The 12,356-nt window shown below is 48.4% G+C and carries 8 protein-coding genes; 6 read left to right on the top strand and 2 right to left on the bottom strand.

What is annotated here, in order from left to right; translation table 11 throughout:
- The first annotated feature begins 2 nt into the window (after positions 1-2).
- The 4 genes from BP97_RS0116920 to BP97_RS36640 all read left to right on the top strand — a co-directional run bounded on the left by BP97_RS0116920 (position 3) and on the right by BP97_RS36640 (position 6,480).
- Positions 3-1,295: a vWA domain-containing protein gene (locus BP97_RS0116920; protein ID WP_064745712.1), complete on the top strand. Its 1,293-nt coding sequence runs from the start codon at positions 3-5 to the stop codon at positions 1,293-1,295.
- 92 nt (positions 1,296-1,387) lie between these two features.
- Positions 1,388-2,023 (top strand): hypothetical protein, encoded by a 636-nt coding sequence (locus tag BP97_RS0116915; protein ID WP_028550151.1) that lies wholly within the window; start codon positions 1,388-1,390, stop codon positions 2,021-2,023.
- A gap of 273 nt (positions 2,024-2,296) precedes the next feature.
- Positions 2,297-3,562, top strand: a complete 1,266-nt coding sequence (locus tag BP97_RS0116910) for a TRAFAC clade GTPase domain-containing protein (protein WP_028550150.1) — start codon at positions 2,297-2,299, stop codon at positions 3,560-3,562.
- Positions 3,562-6,480 (top strand): GAP1-N2 domain-containing protein, encoded by a 2,919-nt coding sequence (locus tag BP97_RS36640; RefSeq protein WP_051620670.1) that lies wholly within the window; start codon positions 3,562-3,564, stop codon positions 6,478-6,480. The genes BP97_RS0116910 and BP97_RS36640 overlap by 1 nt, the downstream gene beginning before the upstream one ends.
- Before the next feature lie 60 nt (positions 6,481-6,540).
- On the opposite strand, the gene BP97_RS0116900 is transcribed toward BP97_RS36640, so the two are convergent.
- Positions 6,541-7,401 (bottom strand): AraC family transcriptional regulator, encoded by an 861-nt coding sequence (locus BP97_RS0116900; RefSeq protein ID WP_028550149.1) that lies wholly within the window; start codon positions 7,399-7,401, stop codon positions 6,541-6,543.
- 201 nt (positions 7,402-7,602) lie between these two features.
- Here BP97_RS0116900 and BP97_RS36635 point away from each other — a divergent pair, with 201 nt between their 5' ends.
- Positions 7,603-9,969 (top strand): PDZ domain-containing protein, encoded by a 2,367-nt coding sequence (locus BP97_RS36635; RefSeq protein ID WP_036746053.1) that lies wholly within the window; start codon positions 7,603-7,605, stop codon positions 9,967-9,969.
- A 158-nt stretch (positions 9,970-10,127) separates the two neighbouring features.
- Positions 10,128-10,784, top strand: a complete 657-nt coding sequence (locus tag BP97_RS0116890; RefSeq protein ID WP_028550148.1) for a YheC/YheD family protein — start codon at positions 10,128-10,130, stop codon at positions 10,782-10,784.
- Positions 10,785-10,863: 79 nt separating this feature from the next.
- Here the strand turns inward: BP97_RS0116890 and BP97_RS0116885 are convergent, their stop codons facing one another.
- Positions 10,864-12,087: an ROK family transcriptional regulator gene (locus BP97_RS0116885; RefSeq protein WP_028550147.1), complete on the bottom strand. Its 1,224-nt coding sequence runs from the start codon at positions 12,085-12,087 to the stop codon at positions 10,864-10,866.
- Between the last annotated feature and the right edge of the window lie 269 nt (positions 12,088-12,356).

Below are 12,356 nucleotides of genomic sequence, written 5' to 3'. Positions count from 1 at the left end.
ACATGGTGAAACAGCGAAAATGGAATGCGCTGCTGACGTTAATGAGTCTCATCGGTGGGCTGCTGGGCTTTTTCATAGGAGAAATCATATTAAATCAATGGGAAGGCCGAATGCATGAAACCCTATTAATAGGCCTGTATTTTGGACAGTTCGCGCTTGTCGTGGGGTTGTTTTGTCTTATTGCTGAGATCATTTCACCCCGTTTGAATGGGAACAATTGGCGTCTGCGTTATGCTGGGGACGGATGGAAGATGCTTGTTCCTGGAACGCTCGTGCTTCTTTTTGTCGCGGGGGCATTGTTCCAATTCATTTACGGGTTTTCATTAGAAAAGAAAGATACGCCGAAGGACTATGTAATTTTGCTGGACATGTCGGAGAGTATGAAGGAAACCGATCCCGATAAGCAGAGCATTCAAGCGGCTCAATCGTTTATCCAACGGATGGATAGCCGTGAACGCGCTGCGCTTTTCACGTTCAATGAAGGAACGAAGCTTAATTTCCCGCTTACCAAGGTTGCAGATGCAGGAGTGAAAGCTCAGCTATCCTCCAAGCTGGCGGCGGTAGATGCTCCTTCCGGACAAACGGATATTGGTAACGCGCTGAATACCGTCATGGATTATTTGCATAAAGAAGGCGACCCGAGCCGCAGAGTCGCGGTTATTCTCATTTCAGACGGATACAATGAGGTTAATTACTCCAAGGTGCTGGCGCCTTACATACAGGAGCGCGTTCGAGTTCACACGGTCGGTATTGTAGCCACGGAAGTGAAGGGGAACGAGATACTGACCAGAATTGCCAACGAAACCGGGGGAACCTTCCAGAACGTGCAGCGAGTGGACCGGATTTCCTTGGCCTTCGAGCAAATCTATGACTCCGCACAGCATCGCCACTTGCTTAACGAGCGTGTTGGGGAATCTTCTGCCGACAGCTATTATGCGATACTGCGAATGATCTTAATTATGCTGCTTGGAACGCTGCTTGGATTATCGTTAGGCATCGTGTTCGATAACCGTTATTTGGCCAAAAGCTTTATGATCGGAGGCACGGTGGCAGGCCTGCTTGCTGGTGTAATTTTGGAAAATGGCTTGCATGGGGCTGAGTACCCTTCGGTTTATAGGGCGTTTGCTGATGTTGTACTTGCTTTGGTTCTTTCATTGTCTACAATGATTGTAGCTGTCCGTCAGAACGAAGGAGGCAACAGCGGCTTACGCGGTGGACGCAGAGGCTTGGCTGAGAGGGAGCAGGGTCGATTCGGGAACCGTGGAGATAGTCCTGTTGGTAAACGGTTCAGATAGTTATCGGATAAATAGTGAATGCTCTACGAAGGCAGTTTTCTCCGAAAACTCAAAGTGGAAGCTCTCCGAAAACTCTTAGGAGGATGATACATTTGCAATGGGAAGAACCCAGCGATCCTTACCGAATTACAAAGGCCGCCTGTCAATTGCTGGACGGAGAGTGTCTGTTAACCTGGCAGTGGCCTAAAGATGTAGAGTACGTATATATTTACAGCTTCCCTGACGGCGCTGAGCAAGCTGCAGAGCTATTGACGTCGAAGCAGCTGAAGCTATTCACACGTGAGGAGTACAAGGCGAAGTCTGGCTATCGAGAGCGGGTCGATTACATAGGTTTGCGGGGATACCGGATCTTTCCTTGCCGCAGGAGCGAAGGCAAATTGCTGCTGCTCAAGCAAATGGATGACAGCAATTTGGTTCGAATGAACGGGGGAAGGGCTAAAATCCGCTGCTCGGTCAAATACGGAAGCAAGCTGTTTAGCAAGTATAAAAGCGCACGGATCGAGCTGTTCTGCGAAATTGCGGTGCCTCAGGACGCGCTATGCTATGTGAAAAAAGAGGGCGCGAATCCGACTCATAAAGACGATGGCATCGCGTATCCGTTCATGGACGACTTCCCTGTGGGTCGCAGTGAACTGCCGCAGGTCGAAATAGGAAAGAACGATTATATCAAAGTATTTTTCACGGATAGCAAGCGATATAGCGAGCAATATGCTCTTATCTATGAGTAACTATTTAGTTATCATACGAGGACTTTCAACCAAGTGAATCCGAAGCGGAGCGGGTGAGATCGTTCTGGAGAGCGAAGCGTTCGCCTTTGTCCCCGGATTTTAACGACAGGGTCGATTAAAATCAAAAAAATCCGGGGACAACAGCGGTCGGAAGAATGATCCACCCGCGCAGCGTACAAGGATTCACCTTGCTTACGAAGCCAGTTTTCTTCGAAAACTCAAAGTTAATGCTTACGATGTTAGTTTTCTTCGAAAACTCTTAGGAGGGATAACATGCTAGGAAATTTGAAAAATTGGTTTGGGAAAAAAGCGCCTATCAAAGAAAGGCCGCCCTATTATAGTATCGTATGCCCATACTGCTTCAGCAAATTCGACCCGGAGGAAGTGCAGTTCCGGGCTACTCATATAAGAGACAACGATGACGATTTCATGCTTCAGGAGGACCGCAAGCTGAACGATTGGCGGCGCAAGTTCCATCTGTCCGAAGTGGATATGGAGGCGGTCATTGAGCCGCACACCATTCCTGAAGAGAACAAAACTTACTCGCAGAACGTGCTTGTAGCCATTACGGATCGATACGGGGAGACAACTAAGCGACGTCTTTGTCCGAACTGTCATAATGAGCTGCCGATTTCAGCTGGTAAAGTGCCGAGTAATATTATTTCCATCGTCGGTGCCTCCCAGGTCGGAAAGTCCGTCTACATGACGTCGCTTATCCACACGCTGCAAAACACGACCGCGTCCAATTTCAATGCGGCCTGCATGCCGTTGAGCGCGGAAATTAGCCGCAAGTTCCGTCAAAACTATCACGAGCCGATTTTTGAGCGGGGCAGCATGCTGCAATCGACGAATCCGAACGAGCAGCAGGAGCCGTTTATTTTTCAATTTGTGTTTAAGGACCCTGAGCAGGCGCCATTGACGCTCGTCTTTTTCGATGTGGCTGGTGAGGGCATGGTAGAACGCGAATATTTGGATATCTATGCGTCCCATATCAAAAATTCCTCAGGGATTTTGTTCCTTGTCGATCCGCTGCAAATCCGCAGCATCCGCGATCGGATTCATATTAACCTGGGTACGGAGGAAGGCGAGTTTGCCAACCGTTATGATGAGCCACGTGAAGTGGTAATCAGCCTGTTCGAAAATTTTATCGCTCACCAGCAAAACAGCAAGACCGATATACCGACTGCGATCGTGCTGACGAAGAGCGATATGCTTCAATATTTGAAAGAGGAAGACAGCGAATATATCCAGCCGAACAGTAACGTATTCCGCAATGTGATCCATAAAGGCTTTTTGAACCAGAGCGAATTCGAGAACATTAACGGCGAAATCAGCCGATTTATCGAGAAGGTAGACAGACCCTTTAAGGATGCCATTGATGTTTATTTTACAAACACTGCTTATTTCGCGGTTTCCGCCCTGGGCGCCAATCCGGTCAACAAACAGCTGACGGGCGTTATTAATCCGACGAGAGTCGATGAGCCGTTCATTTGGCTGCTTCACAAGCTGGATTATGTGGCTAGAAGAGAGGCTCAGTGATGGTTCAAAGAAAAATACAGCAGCAGTATTTTACCCGAGACCGGGAGGGGATCTTTCGCACTAGCGAAGGGTTTGATACGATTGCCAAGTCACCGTCATTGGATAACACCTTTATTAAGGCGATCCTGCATCCTTATTGCGTTTATAAAGCGCCGCAAGAGCTACTCTCAAGGGATGAGTCGGACAGCAGCGCGTATCCGGAATCGTTTCTCGTTTTTCAAACGGATAATGGAGATATGGTCATAGGCCGCAGTATTTATATCGGGACAGACTTTACCGGACAGAGGAGCGCTTCGTTTACGCATCAGTATATTGTTCCAAAAGAGCTGAAGGAGACTTTCCTGCGCGAGCCGAATCGTCTGTTTCGCATCCGTGACTTTCAAAGCAGCTACGATATCCAATATGGGAAAAGTATCCCCGAGGTGAATGAGATTGCTTATGACTGGCACTACGACGAGAATGAGCAGGAACGCCTCTTAAATGAGCTCAGGATCGATTCCAAACGGTTCCAGCAGCTGCTCTACGCGATCATGTCATCGACTTCAAACAAAAAGAAAGTGTATATCGCACTGGATACAGGTGTATCGGAAAGCTCGGAAAAAGCCAAACGGCTGCTCGAAATCATCTATCGATGCATTCCATACGCATTCCGGCGTCAGCTGGGCTTCATGACCTTTAATAGCGAACCGGAGAGCAAGCAGAACATTCATGTTGTTTTTGTAGAAAAAGGAAGCATGCGTCTGCCAGACCGCCGTATCGAAAAGGATTATTTATTTGATTTCCCCAATCAAAAATTTATCAATACGGACATACCTGAAAACGAGCAGCCGCTGCTGGATTTCGTATGGCATTTTCGACATGAATCGGAGCCCCTTCAAGGGTTGTTCGATTTTAGCGAGGAAGCACTGCAGGATTCAGAACTTAACATCCCTTTATCTGTGTCGACCTACTCTCAGCTGCTCATGTTATACGAGATCGAGCAGGGAGACGAGACGTTATACGAACAGAATCGTTCGGGCAGCATGAACTCGATATTGAGCTTCCTTAATAAGGAAAATGTTCGGAACAAGCCGCGGCTAAGAGAGCTTTTTATCCGTTTACTGCGCAAGGACGCAACAGATGGCGGAAGCTTGCCAACTGCAGGCTATATTCAAAGTCTACTGGATTACTACGTATTTGCTGAAGAAGGAGAGCAGGCGCTGCTGGTTCAATGCTTCGTTATTTTTGTGAATCGTGCGTCTTCCCGTTCCGAAGAGGGAATAAGCGGAGCCGCAAGGTTGTTTGAACCGATGCTCACCCATTCCTCCAAGGTGTTGGGTTTAGTTATGCGGGAATTGCAGAAGCAATCTTCAAATACTGCGGAGCAGTACATGTCCTATCGTATGAATCAAGTCGGAACGGTGGACACTTTGCTGGCTGAGATTGATTTTTGGTTGGCTCAGGCCGACGAGCTGGTACAAGCCCGTTTCTTCGTCAATGAAGTGCTTCAAAAAAGCAAGCAGCTGCTGCAAAAGACCGGACCCAAGCGGATCGATACCGCAGCCGTTCTGTACCGTTACTTTGAACAGCTGCCCCAACGCAGCAAAAAGAAGCAAAATGAATCCTTCAGTGACATTATCAAGCTGGAACTACAGCTAGAGCTTCTTGCAGAGCTGAATGTAAGCAGCCTGTCTTATGACGATGTAACCCGACTTGGCTTTATGGTGGATCCGATAGACAGCGATTTGTTTCAGCATATGGAAAAGAGTAAGAAGCAAACGGTCATCGTGCTTGGCCTCTTGTACAGATTGCTTATGCTGAAGCCAGAAGAAGAGGCGGAAGCGTTTGAAGCGCTGCAGGAGCTGGGATCTGCCGATTTGGAACGGGTGCAGGAAGCGTTAAAACGGCTGCTTGCAGATCGAATCGATTCCAGCCGCTTCAGTCCTATTGTTTTTGCTTTTTACGTTCCTGATGCGGAGCAAAGCTTCCATTTTACGGCGGGGTACGATTATGATGGAATGCTTGAATATATTGCAGCAAATATGAGCGATACGGATACGATGTATGACTTTCTTCTTAAATCGGCTGGCGATCGTAAATTTCTAGATGAAAAAGGCGTCATTCAACCCAGCTACAAGGCGGCGGTCATCCGTTATTTCGACATTCATGATGCTCGGGCTTTCAGGAACAAATCGGTTCGGGAGAAGCTGCTCAATGCTGCGAATCCGTCGTTTATAGCATTATTTCAAGCGATTAAGCTGAAACAGTCGGGGAAGTGGGTTCGTTTTTTCGTTCGAAATAAGCGGAAGCTGGTCCGATCCAGTCTTATTGCAGTGCCTGTTCTTGCTATTCTTTTGTTTTTATTATGGACTCCGCTGTTAAATTGGTTCGCGAGCTTCGGCCCTCCTCCTGAAATTGTCGTTGATGCGCTGCCTGAGACGTCGACCACCATGAATCTGACGATAAAAGCAAGTGTAAAGGGAGATAAAACGGAAACGGTAAAAATGTACTTGAACGGGCAGTACGTGGCTAACGGAGCGATAGATACAACGGTTGCATTGCATGACGGTGAGAACTTATTTGAATTTACGGCTGTCAATCGTGGAGGGACGTCGTCCGAGGTCATTCAGAAAAAGGTCATGTATGCCATGCCGTCTCCTACAATAACCTACAATCCGATTCCAGAGACGTCTAAGACCGCTGCGGTTACTATTTCGGCTAGTGCCAAGGATGCGAATGATACAAGCCCAACCATTTACATCAACGGGCAAGCGGTTGGACAAAGCACTGTGTCCTGGTCGATGAACCTGTCTCCGGGAGATAATACAGTAGAGATCAAGGCAGGAAATAAATTCGGCAAGATGAGCGATACGATTAAAAAAATAATCAAATACACTCCGACGGCTGCGACCACCACAGCCACAATAATAAAAAAATAAGATGACAGCGAAAAGCCATCCTTTGAGAAGAAAATCTTCTGAAAGGGTGGCTTTTCATCGTCAAAAGACCTCGGGGGAGATGCATCTCATTTCTCTCTCCTTCATCATATTGCGGTAATGCTGGGGCGAGAATTGCTCGTGACGCTTGAACATCCGGGAAAAATAATGCGGCTCCATCCCGAGCTCGGACGCAATCTGAGCTTGGCTCATATCGGTGGTTAAGAGAAGACGCTTCGCTTTTTCGATACGGCTGTTATTAATGTATTGAATCGGAGATAAACCCTGCATCGTTTTGAAAAATTGGATGAAATAGTTCGGGCTGTAATTGACGATCTTCGCCAGCTGCTCGACAGTCAGCTCATCCGATAGATGATCTTCAATATAACGGATAATTTCATTATGTTTGTCCAAAGAAGGGTTCGATGCGGGCTGCACTTGATCGGGCAAGCACACATGGAATAGCATGGTCACGATATCCGTCAAAGCCGATTTGGCTTGAAGAGGGGCTAATGGATGGACGCTTCGATAGGCGTTCAATAAATCCCGGAATCGGTCTCTGAAGCGTTCGGGCTCAATCATAGGAAAGCGGTTTGGCATGTTAAGCAGATGAAACAGATGCATCTCGCCCACCTTTGCCTGAAAGTGGCACCAATACTTAACATAAGGCTTATCCGCAGAGGTTGAGTAAGAATGAATAACGCCTGCCGGCAGCAGCACGATGTCGCCAGATCGAGCATGGGTTTCTCGGCCCTTGATTTTGAACCATCCTTCACCTTCCTCAATGAAATAGAGGCAGCAAAATGGTGGAGCTACGTTCCAATTTTTCCACTGAGGCTTGACCCGATTATAGCCTACTGTAAGTATCTCTAGTTGAAGCTTTTGCAAATAGGAGCTTAACCAGTCACGTTCCTTAGAGTTCATGATCATCCTCGCTTTTTACATAGAGAAGATTCTGCATTAGATGTCCAAAGTATAGCACAGGCTGAAGCATGGTGGTTAGAGCCTACAGGCGGCCATCGGAGTATTGTGCATACTTGGCGGTGCATTGTGTATTCCTACTCGGGTACATCGTGACTTAGAATGTAGGGATGAAGGCCAAGCGGAAAGAGGAGGAATAGGCGAATGAAACCGGATGTTGTTGAAATTTACGTAGCAGCAGAATTAGGTAATGACCATGCGACCGGCGCGAAGGAAGCCCCATACGCCACCTTGGCAAGGGCGCAGCGGGCTGCAAGATCAGCTTCCCTTGGAGGAGCTGCGGTAAAAGTATATGTACAGAAGGGAACGTATTATTTGGCGGACCCGTTGGTATTTACGTCTGAAGATTCGGGTACGGCCGAGGCGCCTGTCGTGTATGAAGCGATAGGAAGCGAAGTGATCCTAAGCGGTGGAATCCGGTTGGAGCTGGATTGGGAGGTTCATGAAGGAAGCATTTTGAAAGCTAGGGTCCCGCAAGGAATGGCGACGGATCAATTATTCGTAAACGGGGAAAGGTGGGATATGGCACGCTACCCGAATGCTACTCCGGACGTTCGTATTTTTAACGGCTTTGCCGCGGATTGTATTAGTCCCGAAAGGGTAAGCCGTTGGGCAAATCCCGAAGGGGGATACCTTCACGTCATGCACAAGCATTTGTGGGGGGATCACCATTACCGTATGGCAGGTAAGGACGAGCAGGGGCAGCTTATTTACGAGGGCGGCTGGCAAAATAATCGGCAAAAAGGCATGCATGACACATACCGTTATGTGGAGCATATATTTGAGGAGCTTGATGCTCCACGGGAATGGTACTGGGATGCACAGCAAAGTCTGCTGTACGTCTATCCTGACTTGGATACGGATATGGCTAATGCTTGCGTTGAAGCGGTCCTGTTGCCTTGCTTGGTCGAGCTGGCAGGCAGTGAGCGTACACCTGTGCGGCATGTTCATATGCGGGGCTTCACGTTTCGCCACGCTTCCCGAACGTTTATGGATAACCGGGAACCGCTCCTAAGGAGCGATTGGACGATTTATCGAGGCGGTGCTGTAGCTGTCAGAGGCAGCGAGCAGTGCTTATTCGAGAATTGCAACTTTTTAGGACTTGGCGGCAACGCGATTTTTGTAGATGGCTATAACCGGTGCTTGAAGGTTACGGGCTGCTACTTGCATGAAATTGGAGCTAGCGGGGTCACCTTTGTAGGCTCTGCGGAAGCAGTTCGAAGTCCGCTGTTCGAGTATGAGCAGCGCCAGAGCCAGAACAACCTGGACCTTACACTAGGTCCGCTTACGAATGCATACCCTGCAGACTGTTTGGTTGAGGATTGTCTTATTACTCGCTGCGGTACCGTAGAGAAGCAATCGGCTCCTGTGCAAATATCGATGGCAATGGATATTACGGTCCGCCATTGTACGATTTATGATGCGCCTCGCGCCGGAATCAACATTTCCGAAGGAACCTGGGGCGGCCATCTCATCGAGCATTGTGATGTGTTCGACACGGTGCTGGAGACAGGGGACCATGGGGCTTTCAATTCCTGGGGACGAGACCGCTATTGGGGCCTGACGGATATCGATTTGAATACGTTAAATGAAGCGGATGAAACCGGCCAGAGCGGTGAGAGAAGTCAGCTCCCCATGCTTGATGTGGTGAAGCCTATTGTGATTCGTAATAACAGATGGCGCTGCGATAACGGCTGGGATATCGACCTGGATGACGGATCGAGTCACTACCACATTTACAACAACCTATGCTTATCCGGAGGAATTAAATTAAGAGAAGGCTTCTACCGCATTTGCGAGAACAACATTATGGTCAACAATTCCTTTCATCCGCATGTTTGGTATAGGGGGAGCCAGGATATATTCCGGCACAATATTGTTTTTGCGGAATATGCCCCGATTCGAGTCCCTCAGCCTTGGGGCGCGGAATGCGATGGTAATTTCCTTCATATACAAGGGCATGAAGAAGCGGGGCCTGCGCTTGTGCTTCAACAGCAGAGCAGCAGAGACCGGCATTCCATCCAAGGGGATGCACGGTTTATCGATCCGATGGAGGGAGATTATCGGGTACAAGTGCATTCAGATGCGCTAAAGGTTGGTTTTGTTAATTTTGACATGAAGCACTTTGGGGTTCAAAGTCCGGATTTGCAGCAAAAAGCCCGCTCTCCCAAGCTTCCTGCCTATGCCGAGAAAACGGAGGAGTCGGGAAGAGATCCTAAACGGGTGAAATGGGGCAAGTGCCTGGTAAAAAACGTAGTCGGACTAGGCGAAGTGTCCGCTGCAGGTCTTCATGAGGAGACCGGTGTCTTGCTTGAATCGATGTATTGGGGCAGCTGGCAATTGGAGGCTGGAATGCAGGCGGCTGATGTCATATTGGAGCTGAATGGAAAAGAGATAGATTGCGTGGAGGATTTGTTGGCCGTCTATGAAACCGTTGGGCGCGGAGAAGCGCTGCATATGACAGTCTTCCGAGGGCAACGTGAGATTAAAATAATAGCCTCGAAGCCTTAGTTTGAGAAGCATTGTATATGCCCTATTTGGTCAGTAGGATGAAGATACCGCTGTCTCTCCCATAAACATCATGACCGGACAAAGGTACAGGAGTTGTCTGGCCCTGATGAATATTGTACTAGTGAATGGATTTTGCCAGTACAAGGAGGGATCCGGCGGTGTCAAGATTGGTTCCGAACAAATGGCTAAAAACAAATGTACTGCGAAAGCATCGCGATGTTGCGCGTCATATTCCCGAAACACAACTATATAACAGATCCGTGCTGGCGCGCATGCTGAATCAATACGGACGAGTTGTTATGAAGCCCTGCATTGGTACTGGGGGGCATGGAGTTGTTCTCATTTATAAGCATGGATCAGGCTACACGGTTCATCATCGTGAGAAGATAATACGCAAAGTGAGCTTTGGGACTATGCTGGCTATTGTCGAGCGCATTCGTCATAGAAGGGTTTATCTGGTACAGCGAGGCATTGTATTGGCACGTATTTCCGGGCGACCGGTAGATTATCGGGTGAAGCTGCTGCGGAGGCATGGGAAATGGTTCACCAAGGCGATTGTTGGCAAGCTGGCTAAGCCGGGATTGTTCGTGACGAACATTTGCCGCGGCGGAACGCTTCTGCGGGCTAACGATGCCCTTCGGCGCTCGTTGTCCGTATCTGCGATTGCCAAGAAGCATGAAATGAACAGGCTATCTTATCAGAGTATGGAGATGCTGGTCCGTGCGTTTCCGGGTATTGATATGCTCGGCTTCGACTACGGGATCGATATGCAGGGGCGAATTTGGCTGCTGGAGGTAAATACTCAACCGCATTAATAAACAAAAGGAGGCGCTCAGTTACGAGCGCCTCCTTTTGCTTTGCTATAGTTTTTTGCGCAGCCTCCAAGCCAAGCTTTTATTTAACCATGCTGGACTGCTGGGAAAAATGAGAGAACGACATATGACGGTCTAGTGCCATATTAGCCGCGCCCAGTGCACCGCCAATTTCCTTGAACTGACCGATATGGACGACCGTAGAGGCGGATAGCTGGCCCATAGCGCGCTGTCTCATCACTTTAACGGCTTTTTGCACATACGATGGACAGTCTTTAGGAATGGAGCCGCCCAAAATGATGGCTTCGGGATTGAGCAGATTGACCAAATTGGCCATTGTAATGCCCAGATAGGCAGCGGCGTTATGGACGACTTGAACGGCAAGCTCGTCTCCTTGCTCGGCTGCTTGGCAAATATCCTCGGCTTTGAGCATTTGCAGGTCAAAGCCCGGCTGCATATGGAGCGAAGAAGGGGTTCCCATCCGGAGCAGCTTGCGGGCTTCCAGCTCCATGGCAGGAGCGGCAGACATCATCTGCAGACAACCGTTGTTGCCACAAGGACATAACGGACCATCGACATCGACCGTCGTATGACCAATTTCACCTGCGCCTCCCAAAGCTCCGTGGATTAATTCTCTATGGACGTAGATACCGGCTCCAATACCGGAATCGATCCCGATATAGATCATGTGCCGATAATCTTTTCCCGCACCGTAGCGGCATTCGGACAAACCGCGAGCTCGACTGCGGTTAAGGACAACGGTAGGCCAGCCAAGCGCTTTTTCCAGCATGGCTCCCAGCTCGACCTGCTGCCATCCCATCACGGCGGAGCTGCGCAGCAAACCGTTATGCGTATCGACTAGGCCTGGTACGCCGACGCCCAGTAAAGGGATCGGACTTTTGTCTATTTTTTTAATAAAGTCAGGAATTTCATGTACCAAGGCTTGCACTGCCGCTTCTGGGGTAAGCGGGCTGAACGAGATCCGCTTCTTCTCGATGGTGTTGCCCAACAGGTCGAAAGCGCCAAGCGTCCATGTCTGATGGTTCAAATCGGCCCCCAATATCATATGGGAATAGGGGACAAGCTCCAAATTGGTAGCCGGTCTTCCCCCTGTAGATTGGCGCAGTACAGTTTCATGCACTAGTCCTAGTTCAATCAGTTCATTAATCGTCACTGAGATCGTTGCTCGGCTCAGATCGGTTAATTGAGTCAACTCAATACGGGACATCGGGCCGTGCACTCTCAGCATCTGAAGGATCGCTGTTTTACTTCCCTTTTGATCCCAGATTTTGCGAATGTTATCCATAAGCTTTCCCTCGCAATTCATTTCGATCTCAAAATATTGCTAATGTAACCATATCAAAATTATCGCGAGTTAGCAATGGAGCTCGGTAAACTAATATAAAGAATTAGACGTAAATGATGATGATTTTGATCATTATACCGCATATTTTTATTATTTTATCTAATCTAAGTTTAGTTATTGACATAAGTTGCACTCGGACGTATGATCAGGAGGAGAAGTTAAGCAGCTAGAAACATACTATACATATAATATAATTGATAACGTTTACA

It is taken from the genome of Paenibacillus sp. UNC451MF (assembly GCF_000686845.1).
Lineage (GTDB): Bacteria > Bacillota > Bacilli > Paenibacillales > NBRC-103111 > Paenibacillus_S.
The sequence above is the reverse complement of the archived record's forward strand: the minus strand, read 5'-3'. Positions and strand labels throughout refer to the sequence as shown.

Excerpts from the sequence above, each read along its gene's own strand:
- BP97_RS36640 (WP_051620670.1), top strand. The coding sequence starts at position 3,562 with ATGGTTCAAAGAAAAATACAGCAGCAGTATTTTACCCGAGACCGGGAG.
- BP97_RS0116910 (WP_028550150.1), top strand. The coding sequence starts at position 2,297 with ATGCTAGGAAATTTGAAAAATTGGTTTGGGAAAAAAGCGCCTATCAAA.
- BP97_RS0116920 (WP_064745712.1), top strand. The coding sequence starts at position 3 with ATGGTGAAACAGCGAAAATGGAATGCGCTGCTGACGTTAATGAGTCTC.
- BP97_RS36635 (WP_036746053.1), top strand. The coding sequence starts at position 7,603 with ATGAAACCGGATGTTGTTGAAATTTACGTAGCAGCAGAATTAGGTAAT.
- BP97_RS0116885 (WP_028550147.1), bottom strand. The coding sequence starts at position 12,087 with ATGGATAACATTCGCAAAATCTGGGATCAAAAGGGAAGTAAAACAGCG.
- BP97_RS0116900 (WP_028550149.1), bottom strand. The coding sequence starts at position 7,401 with ATGAACTCTAAGGAACGTGACTGGTTAAGCTCCTATTTGCAAAAGCTT.